Here is a 17148-nt window from a genome sequence, read left to right on the forward strand (position 1 = left end):
TTGCGCAAAAATTAAAATATGAATTTCGTACAACGTTTTGCATACTACTTAGTAGGTTTGATAATGGGTTTATTTGTGGTAGCAGCAATATTTAGTGGAAAAGATACCCGATGTAATTATTTTCCAAATGCAAGAGTTTTAAATAATTTAAGCACAAAGCCTTTCTCTTATTCTGATAAAGCTTCCTTGATTTTATCACAAAAATGGGTAGACACCACCGATATTAAGAACACTTTAAAATTGGGAGATGTAGATTTTGACAAAAGTAATATACCGTACAAAAAAGGGAAATTATATGTAATTGAAGGCAAAACCAGAAAAAACCAAGAAATCATAATTAAAGTAACTAATTACGAAAACAAAGCAGTACTTGAAGACATAATCAAGAAATAAACATACTAAACTCTTCCTCGCGAAGAGTTTTTTTATTGCTTTTTTTGGAGCAAAAAAAGAGGAATAATCAGGAAACATGGTACCCGCTATTCGTTGCAATCTTTTTATTTTTAAAGAAAAAACAAAAAGGATTTCCACTTCTATCGGGGCTAAAATCAAACATAGTGCCTCTTTGTTATTATTTACAATCAAAACTAAAAGCAAAAAACCATAACTCAAATCAATGAATTATGGTTTTATTTTTAGCAATATTATCCTAATTATCTTTGTGCTAAGTAAGCCAAAACGTTTTTCTCAATTCTTTCATTAATATTCGAAATATCTGCTTTTACAAATTTTTCGCCTAGAATATTTTCGTATAATTCGATATATCTATCCGAAACCGTTTCGATATATTCATCTGTCATATCAGGAATACTTTGCCCTTCCAAGCCTTGAAAACCATTCTGGATCAACCAGCGTCTTACGAATTCTTTTGACAATTGTTTTTGTTCTTCGCCTTTGTCCTGTCTTTCCTGATATCCTTCAGAATAGAAATAACGAGAAGAATCTGGAGTATGAATTTCATCGATCAATACAATAACACCATCTTTTGTTTTTCCAAATTCGTATTTAGTATCGACCAAAATCAAACCACGACTGGCTGCAATCTCTGTTCCTCTTTCAAACAAAGCACGAGTATATTTTTCTAATACTAAATAATCTTCTTCAGTAACTATACCTTTAGCCAAAATGTCTTCATGAGAAATATCTTCATCATGAGAACCATTATCCGCTTTGGTAGTTGGAGTGATTATTGGTTCTGGAAATTTATCATTTTCCTTCAAACCTTCAGCCATTGTTACACCACAAATTTGTCTTTTCCCAAGAGCATATTCACGAGCAGCGTGACCTGAAAGATAGCCACGAATCACCATTTCTACTTTAAAAGGTTCACACAAATGTCCAACAGCAACACTTGGATCCGGAGTAGCAATTAACCAGTTGGGTACAATATCTTGAGTCAATTCCATGAATTTTGTAGCAATCTGATTCAAAATTTGCCCTTTGTATGGAATTCCCTTTGGCAAAACGACATCAAATGCCGAAAGCCTGTCTGTAGCGATCATTACAAGTAAATCGTCATTGATATTGTAAACTTCTCTTACTTTTCCTCTATAAACTGATTTTTGATTGGGAAAATTAAAATTGGTAGTGGTAATTGTATTGCTCATCAGTAGTGTATTGTGTTATTGTTTTTATGAATGCAAATTTAAAACTAATTAATAGAGAACGCAAGTAGTAAGCAAAATAGGAATTAAAAAAAGGAAAAGTAATTCAAAAATACTTATTCATTGAAATCCATTCTTTAGAGATTCAAAATTATAACTGCATAATATTCGATAAATACTTGGCAACCCCATCTTCATCATTGGATGAAATCACTTCCAAATGAGATAATTTATTTTTTAAATTTTCTGGTGCATTCCCCATAATTAATCCTATTCCAGCAGCACCCAACATTTTTTCATCATTAAATCCATCACCAAAAGAAACCGATTCCTCAAAAGAATAACCTTCCATTTCGAGAATTTTAGCAATCGCTACACTTTTATCAACCGATTTGTCCATAAATTCCAAACAAATAGGCAAACTAAAAGCATGACTAAACACATCCGAATGATTTTCAAGAATTTTGTCTTTTAAATCCACTAATTTTTGATGATCATCATGCGTAAAAAATATTTTAATAGCACTAAAATTATCTAATGTTGCAAAATCAACCACTTCGGGTGGATAGGCCAAATCTTTTTGAAAAGCATTTAACTTTTTATTCGTTTTTGAGGTTTGCCAGACCGTTTCTTTAAACAAAACCGTTGTTATTTCTGGGTCGATATCCAATGACAGAATTGATTTGACAGCATCTCCTTCTAAATTAAAAGAATATAAAAGTTCTTTTTGGGGTGAATGAATCCTTGCTCCATTTGAAGTTACCAGATAAACAGGAAGTTCCAGACTGCTGATTATTGCCATGGCATCCATGTGATGACGTCCTGTTGCAACGATAATTAAATAATTTTGTTCATGTAGCTCTTTAAAAACTGATTTGGTATAGGCAGATATTGTATGGTCTGAGTTGAGTAATGTCCCGTCTAGATCGCTAATTACTACTTTAATTTTTCTTTTCGACATTTTTTATTTCAAATTCATTTATAACACATTCCAAATTTATTGCATTTCAAGAAGATACCCAAAAAGTTGATCACTTATAAAACGCTTTTAACTTAATTATATCGATATGTTAACTTTAATTGGCAAATCAAATCCAGAACTGACAATCACCCACTTTTTAAACAAAAAAAAAAGAGAAACTCAGCAATTGAGTTTCTCCTTTGTATTTTTTGCGTTTGAATATAATTGTTAAAAACAGTGATTTTTCAACTTAATAATCATTGTTTTCAATTTGTTTGTAAGCATCAATAACTTTTTTGACCAATCGATGACGTACAATATCTTTGTCATCGAGATAAATAATACCAATTCCGTCAACATCTTTTAAAACCAATATCGCTTCTTTCAGTCCGGAAATGGTTCTTCGCGGCAAATCAACTTGGCCTGGGTCTCCGGTTATCATAAACTTAGCGCTTTTTCCCATGCGGGTCAAAAACATTTTCATTTGCGAATGTGTCGTATTTTGAGCTTCGTCCAAAATCACAAAAGCATGGTCTAGTGTTCGTCCGCGCATAAAAGCCAATGGTGCAATTTGGATAATTCCTTTTAGGATATAGTCTTCCAATTTCTCATTGGGAAGCATATCCCGCAGCGCATCGTATAAAGGTTGCATGTATGGATCCAGCTTTTCTTTCATATCGCCGGGAAGAAAACCAAGGTTTTCGCCAGCTTCAACAGCGGGACGGGTAAGAATAATTCGTTTGACTTGTTTTTCCTTTAGTGCTTTTACGGCCATGGCAACTCCTGTATAGGTTTTCCCTGTTCCGGCAGGACCTACAGCAAAAACCATATCATTTTTCTCCATTGTATCGACCAACAACTGTTGATTGGGAGTCATCGGTTTAATGATTTTTCCTCCTACGCCATGAACCAAAATTTTATCATGACCAAAAGCTTTTTTATCATCCTGGTCGTTGCTTTGAATAACACGTTCTATTACATTATCATCAATTGTATTGTATCTTGTAAAATGCAACATTAATCTCTGAAACCGCTTTTCGAATTCATCTAAAATTTCTTTGTCGCCAAAAGCTTTAAGGGTTGTTCCCCGAGCGACAATTTTTAATTTTGGATAATATTTTTTAATAGACTCCAAATGTGAGTCCTGAGTACCCCAAAAATCTTTTGGAGCAATGTCGATGAGCTCGATGATTCTTTCGTTCAAAATAAGAAGTTTTTAAGTTAATTAATTTAGAAACAAATCAATTCTAATATTTACGCTGTGATACTTTTACATCACAGTTTTAAATTTTTAAATAGGTAAATAATACTAAAAAACATCTTTCTAGAAATTATGGGATTTTTCTAGTTTTAAAATTATACGTTGGCTAACAATTTTTTTAGCATCGATTCATTTAATAAATCAGATACTTTTATGGTACTAAGATCGCAAAGATTACCTGTATAAATCAGTACGATCTCTTTTTCATTTGATTGTTGCACTTTTACAACCTCAATTTTTTCTTTTTTAAGTTCATTTTTAATGCCTGAAAAATCATCGCTATTTATTATTGAATTGGACGATCCTTTCTGACTAAATGAATATAGACTACAAAAGAAAAGAAATAAAATAAAAATTGACTTTGACATACATTTTGTTTTAATTCAAATAAAAAATCTATTCAAATAAAGGTTAAAATACTTTAGCTTTGCATTTCTCAAATTTAGTAAAAAATAAGTTTCGGCACCGATAAACGTCAATAGTTATAAACAATTTTATGTCAATAATTACCCTTACAACCGATTACGGCTTAAAAGACCACTTTGTAGGTGCGTTAAAAGGGAAAATAATATCTGAGTATTCTGACGCCACAATTATTGACATTTCTCACGACATAGACCCATTCAACACTGTCGAAGCAAGTTACATTATTTCGGCATCATATGCAAGTTTTCCAAAAGGGACTGTTCATATTATTGGAGTTGATTTGGAATCCAACAAAGAAAATCAGCATATTGCCATGCAATGGAACGATCATTTCTTTATTGCAGCTGATAATGGCATCTTGAGCATGCTTTCGCAAAAGATAATCCCACAAAAAATAGTCGCAATAACCATCCATGACCGCTTGCATACCGATGCTTCCGATCTGGATGTTTTTGTAACCGTAGCTTGTCATATTGCCAAGGGAGGTGTCCTTAATGTGATTGGAAAGGAAATCAACAACTTAAAACAAGTGACGGATTTGCAAGTAACTTTATCAGATGACGGAAGTCAATTAAAAGGGAATGTAATTTATATCGACCATTTTGGGAATGTCGTAACCAATATTTCCAAAAAACAATTTTTAGAATCTGCCAAAGCGAGGGATTATGAAATTATATTCAAAAACCAAACAATAAAAACAATTCTGCCATATTATTCTGCCATTGCCAATTCAGAAAAATATCCCGTAAAATATTATGAAGGGCAAAAATTGGCGATTTTCAACGAAGCCGGTTTTCTCGAAATTGCTCTTTTTAGAAGCAATCCTTTAACTGTAGGTTCGGCGAGTACATTATTGGGGCTCAATTATAGAGATGTGGTTTCGGTACAATTTAAGAATTAAGATTGCAGATTTCAGAATAAAGATCTTAAAGAAGAATACAGATTTTAAATTGCCATTGATGTTCATATTGCTTTTACATTAAATAAAATATAAAAATGTTTGTACGAATAGTAAAACTGAGTTTTCATGAGGAAAACATTCCTGCTTTTTTGGAAAATTTCGAATTAATGAAAGATAAAATACGGAATGCTCCCGGAAATCGTTTTCTGGAATTGTATCAGGATAAGGACAACAAAAACATTTTCTTTACCTATAGTTATTGGGAAACCGAAGCAGATTTAGAAAATTATCGAAATTCTGAGCTTTTTAATACCGTTTGGACATTTACCAAACAATTATTCAATGCAAAACCTGAGGCTTGGAGCGTTGATAAATTAGTAAGTTTACAGTAAGCCTATTTTAGATTTCAGATAAAAAACTTAGTATATTTGCGCCTTTGTGGCAAATAAAAGATCAAAAAAATCATCTATTAAACAAAAAAATAAATGAAGTCAATCGTATTTCGCGAAATAAAATCCTTTTTTGGTTCACCAATCGGATATTTGGTAATTGCCCTTTTCTTGATTGGAAACGGCTTATTCCTTTGGGTATTCGAAGGGGATTATAATATTCTAAACACTGGTTTTGCCGATTTAACACCCTTTTTCACACTGGCTCCATGGATTTTAATTTTCTTGATTCCTGCAGTAACTATGCGCAGTTTCTCTGATGAAAAAAAACAAGGCACTCTTGAATTATTACTCACAAAACCAATTAGTCTTTGGGAGATTGTAAACGGAAAATTCTTGGGGGCTTTTCTATTAATTGTAATGGCTATTATTCCAACTTTTATTTATGTAGAAGTGATATGGAATTTGGGTGCTCCCGAAGGAAATCTGGATTTAGGAAGTACACTTGGTTCTTATTTTGGATTATTGTTTTTAATTGCGGCATATTCGGCTATTGGAATTTTTACTTCATCTGTTTCCGAAAACCAGATTGTTTCTTTTATCATTGCCGTTTTTCTATGCTTCTTTTTCTATTTTGGATTTCAAGCATTAGCATCTGTTTTGCCAAGCTTTTCCAATTTCATTTCTTATTTCGGAATGCAAGATCATTACAAGAGTATGAGCCGAGGAGTTATAGACACAAGAGACGTTATTTACTTTGCAAGTATTACGGTTTTGTTCCTTTCTTTCACAGTCTTTAATTTAAAATCTATTAAATCGTAATGAGAGCATTCAATATAAAAAACGCCAAATCATTATTGATTACTATTGCAGTAGTATTACTTTTAAATATTGTTAGCAATTTCTTTTTTCATCGTTTTGATTTAACTCAGGATCATCGCTATACGCTATCTCCTACTACTTTAAAGATTCTTAAAGACGTAAAGAATCCACTATCCATAAAAGTCTATCTGCAAGGGGAATTACCTGCAGAATTCAAGCGATTACAACTGGAATCCCAACAACTTTTGGAGGAGTTTCAAGCCTATAATTCTAATATTATCATCGAATTTGTAGATCCGCTGGAGAACAAAGACGAAACTATGGACAATATCAAAGAACTATATAGAAAAGGCTTAACTCCAATAAATATTACTGTTGACGACAAAGGAAAACAGTCCCAATCGATGGTTTTTCCTTGGGCAATTGCTGTTTATAACAACAAGGAAGTAAATATTCCGCTGTTGAAGAATCTGATGGGAGCTTCTACAACACAAAAAGTAATTGGATCTGTTCAACATCTTGAATATTCTATTTCGGATGGAATCAATAAAATATCCAAAGACAAACAAAAGAAAGTTGCTATCATCAAAGGAAATGGAGAACTTCAGGAACGACACATTGCTAAATTCCTAATGCAAGTGCGTGAAAGTTATTTCATCGGGCCTTTTACGTTGGATTCGGTTGTCAAAAATCCAGAAGGAACTTTACAATCATTACAGAATTATGATTTGGCAGTCATTGCCAAACCAACCGAAGCTTTTACCGATGAAGAAAAACTAGTTTTAGATCAATTCATCATAAATGGCGGAAAAACCCTTTGGCTTATTGATCAGGTCAATGCCGAAATGGACAGCCTTTATAATCCATCGGGAGCAACATTAGCATTTCCAAAAGACTTGAATTTAAACGATATGCTCTTCAAATACGGAGTACGTATCAATCCTGACTTGGTCAAAGACGAACAAGGAAGTCCAATAAAACTGGCTAGCGGAGAACAAGGAAGTGCAACACAATACCAGGATTTTAACTGGAAATTTGCACCTCAGGTATATCCTATCAGCAAACATCCCATTGTGAAAAATTTGGGCGGCATCAAATTTGATTTTGCCAATGCGATGGATACTTTGAAAAACGGCATTAAGAAAACAGTATTGTTGCAGTCTTCTCCTTATTCAAAAAAAATAGGAACTCCTGTTGAAATCAACCTGAATATTGTATCGGAACAAACTTCTCCAGCTGATTACCTCAATAAAGGAAATATTCCAATGGCAGTATTATTAGAAGGTAAATTCCATTCTATGTTTGAGAACCGTGTTTTACCTTTTGAAGACAAATCATTCGAAACTACCGGAAAAGAGAGCAAAATGATTGTGATTTCGGATGGAGATATTATAAAAAACCAATTGGACAAAACAGGACAACCGGTTGAATTGGGCTATGACCAACGCTCAGGGAATTTATACGACAACAAAGATTTTATGATGAATTGTGTGAATTATCTACTGGATGATACGGGACTTATTAACATTCGTAGCAAGGATCTAGATTTACCATTGTTGGATAAAGAAAAAGTGTATGAAAATTATACCTTTACACAGTTCCTAACTATCGGACTACCACTTCTAATTTTGTTCTTATTTGGTATCGGATTTACATTCCTTAGAAAAAGAAAGTACAGTAAATAGATGTTAATAAAAAAGTTGGTTTTCTAGAATAGTTTACAATATATTTGTAAAGTGTATTTCAATTTTTAATTCAGAAAAAGCACACCATTAAAAACAAAACAATACAGATGAAATTTATAGTATCGAGTTCGTACTTATTAAAACAATTACAAGTTTTAGGTAGCGTTATCAACAATAACAATACTTTACCAATCTTGGACAACTTCTTGTTTGAATTAAATAATAACGAATTAACGGTTTCTGCATCCGATTTGGAGACTACAATGTCAGCCACATTGGCTATAGACTCTACCAGTAAAGGAAGTGTTGCAGTACCTGCAAAATTATTATTGGAAATTCTTAAAACCTTTCCAGAACAACCCTTAACTTTCACAGTTGAAGAAAACAGCACTATAGAAATCAGTTCAAACTCAGGAAAATATGCTTTGGCGTATGCTCCGGGAGAAGAATTCCCAAAATCAGTAAACTTAGACGAACCATCGGTAACGTTAGTTCCCGCAGATGTTTTAGCAACTGCTATTAGCAAAACCATCTTCGCAGCAGGAAACGACGATTTGCGTCCGGTAATGTCTGGCGTATTCTTCCAGTTTTCGCCAGAAGGTCTGATTTTTGTGGCAACAGACGCTCACAAATTGGTAAAATATGCTCGCACTGATGTAAAAGCATCTCAAGTAGCTGAGTTTATTATGCCAAAGAAACCTTTAAACATTTTAAAAAGTATCTTAGGCACATCAGATGCTGAAGTAAAAATAGAATACAACGATTCAAATGCTACGTTCTCTTTTGACAACTACATTTTATTGTGTCGTTTAATCGATGGAAAATATCCAAATTACGAAGCAGTTATTCCAAAAGAAAATCCAAACAAATTGATGATGGATCGTTCTCAATTCTTGAGTTCTGTGCGTCGTGTTGCGATTTTCTCTAACAAAACAACGCACCAAATTCGTTTGAAAGTCGCTGGAGCAGAATTAAACATTTCTGCCGAAGATATAGACTACTCAAACAAAGCCGAAGAAAGATTGACTTGTGATTACCAAGGAGACGATATGCAAATAGGTTTCAACTCTCGTTTCTTAACCGAAATGTTAAACAACCTGCAATCTGACATGATTATGCTCGAAATGTCATTACCTAACAGAGCTGGAATTCTAACTCCTATAGATGGACTAGAAGAAGGCGAAACCGTAACTATGCTTGTAATGCCAGTCATGCTTAACAGCTAGTAACCTCAAAATACTAAACTAACCAAAACCATTTTTTTATATTTGAAAAAACCAAAATTCCTAACCAGAGTTTTGGTTTTTTTTTGACTTATCCAACATTTATTGTTTATTTCTCGCTAAGTGGCAAAAACGCAAAGTTTAGGGCAACATTTTTTGCGTCTTAGCAACTTTGTGTGAACTTATCTCACTAAACTTAAAAACTTATTTCTAAATAACTCCCATTTTCTTCATCAAGAAAGTAGCGCTTTTGTTTTTGCAAATACCGTCACGAAGTGTGTAATCAAAATGCAATTCGTTATTACTAATCTCAACTTCAAAGCATTTGTTGGTTAAAATATTTGGGTATTCATTTGTAGTTAAACAAACTTCAATATCGTGCGTAGCGATGGCGCCGATTGCTTTTTTGGCAATTACTTTTTTGACCACTTCAATCGTTCCGTTGCGTTTATCATCGGAATTGGTTCCTCTTAGAATTTCGTCCAAAAGCACAAAGGCGGGATTGGCTTCCAATTCATCCATAATTTGCTTTAAGCGCTTGATTTCAGCAAAGAAATAGGATTCACTATCGGATAACGAATCAGAGAGTCGCATCGAGACCAAAACGGGCAATGGATGCACATTGGCCTGACTCGCACACAAAGGTGCACCCATTCCCGAAAGTACCATATTGATTCCTAAACTACGCAAAAAAGTACTTTTGCCCGACATATTCGACCCTGTAAGAATCATAAACGATTGTGGCTGGAACTCTACCTCATTCCCTACTCTAGTTACCGGATTTAATAAAGGATGACTTAGATTAGAAAAAGAAATTTCATAATTCGAATTCAATTCAGGATATACAAACTCCGGATTGTTATACGAGAAATTGGCCAAACTATTGAGCATTTCAAACTCTCCAATAACTTCTAACCATTCTTCTAAAACTTCAGCATGTTCCTTTTTCCAAGCAATCATCGATTTTAGAACGTGAAGGTTAAAAAGAAATGTTCCGTTAAATAATAAAGCAGTAACAAAATTCCCAATAGTTTCCATATTAGAAAATAACTCCGCTAATTTTTGAAGATGAGCGCTAGCCTTTTGGTTTTTAAAGTTGAATTTTTGTTGCAAATCTTTCAGTTTTTCGGACTTAAAACTTTCGTTTTCAATTTTTTGAACCAATAAACTGTATTGACTGATTATTGTATTTATATTTTCGGATTGTGCAATTTCCATTTGAATTCGCTTTGTGAAATTCCCCAAAATACCTAAATTAATTACAAACAAAAAAGATGAATATGTCAAGAAAACCGTGTTTGAAGTCACAAAATAAGCGATAAGACAACATACAAAAAGTGCTGGAAATAAATATGAAATTACCACAGCTGCTTTAGAAAGTGGTTTGCTATTGTATAATCTCCATTGCAACAAGGTTTTATAAAATGATTCATTGTCTTGTCCTACTTTGGCAAGAGCCAAAAACTCCTGACGCCAATTTAACTTTTCTTTTAATTCCTGTACAGCTTTATGATTCTTTAGTATTTCCTCATTTGGCAAAAGTGTCAATAACTGTTTGGCTAAGGTTTTTTTTCCAATAAAAGTGGCTGTTCTATTTAAATTTTGGAACAACGAATGCGCACCGAAAATATCCAAATCATAGGCATACGGATGATGAAAATCGTTGAACTCAGTACCATTTTCAAAAGGGATTGATTTGCGTTCTAAATAAGCGATTTCATTTTCATTGATTTGGATCAATGCAGTTTTTATCTTTTTTTGAAAAGATAATTTCGAATGGATTCGCATCAAAAAAAGAAAACCAGCAAAGAGTATAATTGCTGTTATGACAAATACTGATTCGCTGGTTTTTATGTAATAAAATAGGCTTCCTAAAAAAAGTAAAATACTAATAAACCTCAGAAAACTAATGCTATTGTATTTTGAATTAATTGCTTTTAACTCCCCCGAATAGTTTCGACTATTGCTTTTGTATATTTCCATTGTTCGTTTTAATGATATACAAATGTAGGCAATCACAATTTCAATGGCAATTTCAATGTCAATAGAAAAATCTAAAAAATCAAATTATACATTCGTAAATGCGCAACCTATTCCTCGTGCATGGCCAAAACCGGAACTGTTGATATATTTGAAAATTTTTGGGTTAAACTCGGTTTGAACAACTCAGAGAAAAAATTACGCTTGTGGGTAATCATCGCCAAAATGTCAATATTTTTATGTGATATAAAGTCCAAAATAGTTTCTTTAACAAGATCACTGTTTATTATTGAAAATTGGACGGGTTCGTTTTCGAACTCAGTTTTCCATTCGTTAATTGTTGCTTCTGAAACATCAGATTTACTCGTTTTGACATACAAACATTTTACAACAGCATGCGTTTTTTTGGCTATCTTAATAACTTGTCTTAAAGCTGATTTGTCTTTTTCTCTAAAACGGGTAGTAAAACCAATGATTTCGATTTTGGTAAATTGAGCTTCCAAGGGAATGCTTAGAACTGGAACATCTAATGCTGTGACTACTGCTCCAGTGTTGGAACCTATGAAAAATGATTCCCAACCAGTGGCTCCTGAAGTTCCCATTACGATAAAATCTATTTTTTCTTCTCTGATGGCTTTTTTTATACTGTAAATCAAGTCCCCATCCATCAGTTTGTGGCTAAGTTTGATGTTTTCAAGATGATTTTTTTGTGCGAGTTCACGAAGTTTTGGGATTTCATTTTTGAACATATCAAACTGTGCCAATTGCAGAGAATCAAAAATTGCATAGTAATTGTCGGGAGTGAACTGATTGTCAATAATGGGCAATTCGAAAGTATGTAGTAATATGAGTTCTGCATTCACCACTTTTGCAAAATGTAATGCATGGACAAATGCATTATTGGCGACTTCGGAAAAATCTGTGGGGAATAAAATCTTTTTCATTGTGATAGTTTTTTAATTGATGAATATCATTATTTCATTAGAATGATTACTGAATTGATAAAATTGGAATTTTACTGTGAAATGCGAGTTTTTTGGAAAGACTTACCTCAAATAATTTTTGAAAAAAACTTCTGTGTTGTACGTGAATGGCAATCATATTTATGTTGTTTTTTTCAATAAAATCCAAAATTTCACCCTCAACATCGTTGCTTAATATGGAATGAAAAGCTACATTTTGGTTTTTAAAAACGTTTTTGAAATCGACAATAAAATCGTCTTTGTAAACCGTGTGTGGTGGTTTTACATTCAGGCAATCAATGTGGGAATGAAATATATTGGCTAAAGTTTGTACTTTTTGCAAAGCTTCGATATCTTTTATGTCATATTTTGTGGTAAACAATATTTTTTCAATGGGTTTAAATTCACATTTTTCGGGTATAGCTAGAACGATAGCTTTGGATTCATTCATAATTTTGGTAGCGATAGTTCCCAAAAATATTTCACGCAAATGGGTAGCTCCTTTGGTCCCCATAACGATGAAATCGATGTTTTCTTTTTTGGAAAGTTTGACTACTTCTTCTACCAAAGAACCTTGTAGGAGCACATTACTGATTTTTATATGTTCCAAATTATTGGCTTCGGCTATTTTTCGTAAAACAGGAACCTCGTCTTTGTAATTTTCGAAATTAGTTAATTCTTCATATTCATAAATCTCCTGCAAATAGATAGAAACATCTAAATAAGCGGGTGAGTCCAATTGATAAACGTGCAACGTAATAATTTCAGCATCAATCGCATCGGCTAGCTTTAAAGCGTAAATAAAGGCGTTTTTTGAAACGTCTGAGAAGTCTGTTGGGAACAATATTTTCTTCATAGCTACTAATAATTTACTGTATATCAATATTTTATCTAAAGTTACGAAACTTCTTAAAATAAAGCATGACAATTGTCATTTTGATGCTTTATTTAATAAAAAAATAACACAAAAAGCATTGATTTTGAGAACTTGCAAGGTGGTAAGTTTTGCTTACTTTTGCATAAATTTTTTGTTATGATCCAAAACGATTCTATAGTTGCTTTAGCTACTCCTTCGGGAGCCGGTGCCATTGCCATAATTCGAATTTCTGGCGAAGATGCCATTGCAATTGGTCATACGGTTTTTCGATCTATAAAAAACAAAGATTTAAGACTGCAAAAAACGCATACGTTGCATTTGGGACATATTGTTGATGACAAAAAAACACTGGACGAAGTTTTGGTTTCAGTTTTTAAAGGCCCAAACTCTTATACTGGAGAGAATACAATTGAGATTTCGTGTCACGGTTCTACATATATCCAACAGCAAATTATTCAGTTATTGTTACGAAAAGGCTGTCGAATGGCCGACGCGGGCGAATTTACCCTTAGAGCTTTTCTGAATGGCAAACTCGATTTATCACAAGCCGAAGCTGTTGCTGATTTGATTTCCTCCGATAATGAAGCGTCACACCAAATTGCAATGCAGCAAATGCGTGGAGGTTTTTCGAACGAAATTGCCAAACTGCGTGAGGAACTATTAAATTTCGCCTCGCTTATTGAACTTGAATTGGACTTTGCCGAAGAAGATGTAGAATTTGCCGACAGAACCCAATTTCATGAATTATTGAACCGAATTGAGTTTGTACTGAAAAGATTAATCGATTCATTTGCTGTCGGAAATGTAATAAAAAATGGAATTCCAGTAGCTATTGTAGGCGAACCCAATGTTGGAAAATCAACTTTATTAAATGCTTTGTTGAATGAAGAACGCGCTATTGTTTCTGAAATTGCGGGTACAACCCGTGATACAATTGAAGACGAATTGGTGATTGGCGGAATAGGTTTCCGATTTATTGACACAGCCGGAATACGGGAAACAGCTGATGTAGTGGAAAGTATTGGGATTAAAAAAACATTCGAAAAAATAGAACAAGCACAGGTTGTCGTTTTCCTTTTTGACAGTTCCGAGTTTAAGATTTCTGGTTTAAAATTAAAAGTAGAATTAGAGAAAATTAAAAATCAGTTTCCCCTAAAACCTTTGGTTATAATCGGCAACAAAGCGGATAAACTAACTGAAATTGAAATACAAAATATCAAAGCGGAGATACCAGAAATTCTATTAATTTCGGCAAAAGAGAAACTAGGTGTTGAAGATCTTAAAAGTCAATTGCTATCGTTTGTCAACACAGGTGCTTTGCGCAATAACGAAACCATTGTTACCAACACCAGACATTACGATTCGTTGCTTAAAGCATTAGACGAAATTCAGAAAGTAAAATACGGTCTTGAAACCAATCTTTCTAGTGACCTTATGGCGCTCGATATAAAAGAGGCTTTGTACCAATTTGGGATGATTACTGGTCAGGTTACGAATGATGAATTGTTGGGGAATATCTTTGCAAATTTCTGTATCGGCAAATAAGTTTCACAAAACATCACAAAACAAAACAAAGAATCCCAGTTAAAATGTCATAAAACGGCATTTTAACTGGGATTCTTCTTTCTGTTAATTTAATTTTATTTACAGATAGTTTGTTCCTTTTTGTACCATTATTGTACCACGAAAAAAAAATCTGCATCAAGATTTTTTTTTGGTGAGATGATGACACAATCTGACACACATAGACACAATGGGACACAAAATTAGTCACATTATGAGTTCTAACATTGAGGTTATCAGAATTTGTGAGCACTGCAAAAAACAGTTCACAGCCAGAACAACTCGGACACGATATTGTTCACCCATTTGCAACAGTCGGGGTTATAAAGCACTAGTACGCAGCGGAAAAGTAGAAAAAAGCAATAACGAAACCTTTCAGCTATTAAACACAGATTTGGAAAAAATAAAGCCGCTTGAGTTTCTAAAAATTACTCAAGCCAGCCTTCTTTTCGGGATCAGCAGGAGTACCATTTACAGGTTAGTTAACAATGGATATCTCGACATTGCAAAGTTTGGCAAACGAACTGTTATCCGCAGATGCGACCTAGAAGCTTTCTTTGCTATTCCCATCCAGGATGTTACTTTGAAGACTGGACAGCAATTTCCTGGTTTTGACAATTGCTATACTATCACGCAAATTCAGCAGAAGTACAATATTTCTTCAGGAGCACTCTATCTATTGATTCAACGGCAGGGCATTGTAAAATATTCCGTTGGAAAATTCACCTGTGTAGCCAAACAGGATATTGATATAATTTTTAATGCTGTTGGAAGATGAAAAATATAAATGTTACATTAAGAAAAAGGACGCTGCCAAGTGGAAAGATTACATTATATCTTGATTTTTTCCCTCCAATCTATAACGCTAAAACTCGTGAATTTTCGCGCAGAGAGTATTTAGGTTTATATCTGGTTTCAAAACCAAAAAATAATATTGATAAAGCAATGAATTCAGAAAATTTGCACAAGGCCGAGGTGATTTGTGCAAATAGGCGTAATGAATTGAACAAGCAGCAAATCTATACACCATTTGAACAAGAGCGGCTTCGTCTGCAGGAAATAGGAAAAAAATCATTCCTGCAGTATATAAAACAGACAGCAGAAATCAAGACCGGCAATAACGCTGAAATCTGGAAATATGCAATTATCCATTTTGAAAAGTTTCTTAAGAACGAGGACATATTAATGGAGGAAATTGATGTAACAGTTGTTGAGGATTTCAGGGAATACATTTTGAAGGCAAAATGTTTAAAGAAAAAAGACCAGTTTTTGGCTCAAAACACTGCCCTATCCTATTTTAATAAGATCAAGGCCACCTTGCGAAAAGCTTACAAAAAAGGATTACTACAAACGGATGTTAATGCTGCGGTCGAAAGCATCAAGGAACAGGAGTCCCAAAGGAACTTCCTTACTATGGAAGAAGCTACAAGACTGTTTAGGACACCTTGTAAAAAAGAAATTGTCAAACGCGTCTGCATGTTTTCTCTGCTAACAGGAATACGCTATTCCGATGTTGCAAAACTTACATGGGCAGAAGTGCAGTATAGTAAAAGTGAAGGATATTACATAAGATTTAAGCAACAAAAAACGGACAGACCGGTAACCCTTCCTATTTCTCACGAAGCTTTCGAGCTCCTAGGTGAAAAAGAGGCGCTAAGTAAGAGAGTCTTTTATGATTTAAAAAAATGGGACGTAGACCGACTGCTACCTATTTGGGTTAAAGACGCATCAATTGAAAAACATATTACGTTTCACTGCTTTAGGCATACCTATGCAACATTGCAGATGGCGGCAGGTACCGACATATTTACGGTATCGAAAATGCTGGGACACAAAAGCATAAAGACAACGCAGATATATACAAAAATCATCGACGAGAAAAAAAGAGAAACAACTAATAAAATTTCATTTAAATAAGAAGTTTTCAATACTGGAAAATAGCAATTAAAACAAATAGTCATAAAAGATCGAGCAGCCCTAACTTTAAATATAAAAAAACATAAAAATGTGTGTTATTATGAACATAAATACTAGATTTTGTTCATAATAATGAACGTTTTAAACCATGAGCAGAAGGAAACAAACCATTTTTCCTAAGCATCAAATGACATTAGAGCAGTTGGGAGAAAACATAAAAGTAGCCCGGAAAAGAAGAAAGCTAACTGCTGTTCAGGTAGCAGAAAGAGCAGATATTGTTAGGACTCCTATATCAAATAGAAAAAGGTAATCCTAGCGTTGCTATTGGTGCTAATTTTAATGTGCTAAGAGTATTAGGACTTCAGGATGATTTTTTTAAACTCGCTGCAGATGATGAACTGGGAAGAAAACTCCATGATCTTGAACTCTTAAAATAATAGTATCATAACGAAAACCGTCAATTAAACTCTAAACATCAAAAACCAAAACCATGCCTAATGTCCACCAAAAAAACACGATATAAACCGTTAATTCTTAATATATTTTATTTTTATAATAACAATTGGCACACTCTTTT

The 17148-nt window shown here is 33.7% G+C and carries 17 protein-coding genes; 10 read left to right on the top strand and 7 right to left on the bottom strand.

Features of this window, described 5'->3' with window-relative positions; genetic code table 11:
* Nucleotides 1-18: 18 nt before the first annotated feature.
* Complete coding sequence (locus OLM57_RS14025) at nt 19-393, top strand: DUF4258 domain-containing protein (RefSeq protein WP_264564311.1); 375 nt, start codon at nt 19-21, stop codon at nt 391-393.
* 260 nt (nt 394-653) lie between these two features.
* Here the strand turns inward: OLM57_RS14025 and OLM57_RS14030 are convergent, their stop codons facing one another.
* From OLM57_RS14030 to OLM57_RS14045, 4 genes are all read right to left on the bottom strand, one after another.
* Nucleotides 654-1607 carry a phosphoribosylaminoimidazolesuccinocarboxamide synthase gene (locus tag OLM57_RS14030; RefSeq protein WP_264564312.1) on the bottom strand — a complete coding sequence of 318 codons (954 nt, stop codon included), beginning with the start codon at nt 1605-1607 and terminating at the stop codon, nt 654-656.
* Between the two features lie 148 nt (nt 1608-1755).
* Entirely contained in the window at nt 1756-2565 is an 810-nt protein-coding gene (locus OLM57_RS14035; RefSeq protein WP_264564313.1) for a Cof-type HAD-IIB family hydrolase, read from the bottom strand.
* Nucleotides 2566-2815: 250 nt separating this feature from the next.
* Nucleotides 2816-3769 carry a PhoH family protein gene (locus OLM57_RS14040; protein ID WP_264564314.1) on the bottom strand — a complete coding sequence of 318 codons (954 nt, stop codon included), beginning with the start codon at nt 3767-3769 and terminating at the stop codon, nt 2816-2818.
* Nucleotides 3770-3921: 152 nt separating this feature from the next.
* Entirely contained in the window at nt 3922-4194 is a 273-nt protein-coding gene (locus OLM57_RS14045; RefSeq protein WP_264564315.1) for a hypothetical protein, read from the bottom strand.
* Nucleotides 4195-4322: 128 nt separating this feature from the next.
* Here OLM57_RS14045 and OLM57_RS14050 point away from each other — a divergent pair, with 128 nt between their 5' ends.
* The 5 genes from OLM57_RS14050 (at nt 4323) to dnaN (ending at nt 9275) form a co-directional block, all read left to right on the top strand.
* Nucleotides 4323-5153 carry an S-adenosyl-l-methionine hydroxide adenosyltransferase family protein gene (locus OLM57_RS14050; protein ID WP_264564316.1) on the top strand — a complete coding sequence of 277 codons (831 nt, stop codon included), beginning with the start codon at nt 4323-4325 and terminating at the stop codon, nt 5151-5153.
* A 95-nt stretch (nt 5154-5248) separates the two neighbouring features.
* Nucleotides 5249-5545 carry a putative quinol monooxygenase gene (locus OLM57_RS14055; protein WP_264564317.1) on the top strand — a complete coding sequence of 99 codons (297 nt, stop codon included), beginning with the start codon at nt 5249-5251 and terminating at the stop codon, nt 5543-5545.
* 93 nt (nt 5546-5638) lie between these two features.
* Nucleotides 5639-6364, top strand: coding sequence for a gliding motility-associated ABC transporter permease subunit GldF (gene gldF, locus OLM57_RS14060; RefSeq protein ID WP_264564318.1), 726 nt, complete (start codon nt 5639-5641; stop codon nt 6362-6364).
* The gene (gene gldG, locus OLM57_RS14065; protein WP_264564319.1) at nt 6364-8049 is read left to right on the top strand and encodes a gliding motility-associated ABC transporter substrate-binding protein GldG; all 1686 of its coding nucleotides are present in this window, start codon (nt 6364-6366) and stop codon (nt 8047-8049) included. The genes gldF and gldG overlap by 1 nt, the downstream gene beginning before the upstream one ends.
* A 107-nt stretch (nt 8050-8156) precedes the next feature.
* Nucleotides 8157-9275, top strand: coding sequence for a DNA polymerase III subunit beta (gene dnaN / locus OLM57_RS14070; RefSeq protein WP_264564320.1), 1119 nt, complete (start codon nt 8157-8159; stop codon nt 9273-9275).
* 207 nt (nt 9276-9482) lie between these two features.
* Here dnaN and OLM57_RS14075 read toward each other — a convergent pair whose 3' ends face one another.
* The 3 genes from OLM57_RS14075 to OLM57_RS14085 form a co-directional block, all read right to left on the bottom strand.
* Nucleotides 9483-11255 carry a MutS-related protein gene (locus tag OLM57_RS14075; RefSeq protein ID WP_264564321.1) on the bottom strand — a complete coding sequence of 591 codons (1773 nt, stop codon included), beginning with the start codon at nt 11253-11255 and terminating at the stop codon, nt 9483-9485.
* A 107-nt stretch (nt 11256-11362) separates the two neighbouring features.
* A complete protein-coding gene (locus OLM57_RS14080; protein ID WP_264564322.1) occupies nt 11363-12196 on the bottom strand; it encodes a universal stress protein in 834 nt (277 codons plus the stop codon).
* 46 nt (nt 12197-12242) lie between these two features.
* Nucleotides 12243-13070: a universal stress protein gene (locus tag OLM57_RS14085; protein ID WP_264564323.1), complete on the bottom strand. Its 828-nt coding sequence runs from the start codon at nt 13068-13070 to the stop codon at nt 12243-12245.
* Between the two features lie 177 nt (nt 13071-13247).
* Between OLM57_RS14085 and mnmE the strand changes: the two genes are divergently transcribed.
* From mnmE to OLM57_RS14105, 4 genes are all read left to right on the top strand, one after another.
* Nucleotides 13248-14636 (top strand): tRNA uridine-5-carboxymethylaminomethyl(34) synthesis GTPase MnmE, encoded by a 1389-nt coding sequence (gene mnmE / locus OLM57_RS14090; protein ID WP_264564324.1) that lies wholly within the window; start codon nt 13248-13250, stop codon nt 14634-14636.
* Nucleotides 14637-14868: 232 nt separating this feature from the next.
* Nucleotides 14869-15432: a helix-turn-helix domain-containing protein gene (locus OLM57_RS14095; RefSeq protein ID WP_264564325.1), complete on the top strand. Its 564-nt coding sequence runs from the start codon at nt 14869-14871 to the stop codon at nt 15430-15432.
* Nucleotides 15429-16571, top strand: a complete 1143-nt coding sequence (locus tag OLM57_RS14100) for a tyrosine-type recombinase/integrase (protein ID WP_264564326.1) — start codon at nt 15429-15431, stop codon at nt 16569-16571. Before OLM57_RS14095 ends, OLM57_RS14100 begins: the two co-directional genes overlap by 4 nt.
* 148 nt (nt 16572-16719) lie before the next feature.
* Nucleotides 16720-16881 carry a hypothetical protein gene (locus tag OLM57_RS14105; protein WP_264564327.1) on the top strand — a complete coding sequence of 54 codons (162 nt, stop codon included), beginning with the start codon at nt 16720-16722 and terminating at the stop codon, nt 16879-16881.
* Nucleotides 16882-17148 lie beyond the last annotated feature (267 nt).

This window comes from Flavobacterium sp. N3904 (assembly GCF_025947305.1).
In the GTDB taxonomy this organism is placed as follows: Bacteria; Bacteroidota; Bacteroidia; order Flavobacteriales; family Flavobacteriaceae; genus Flavobacterium.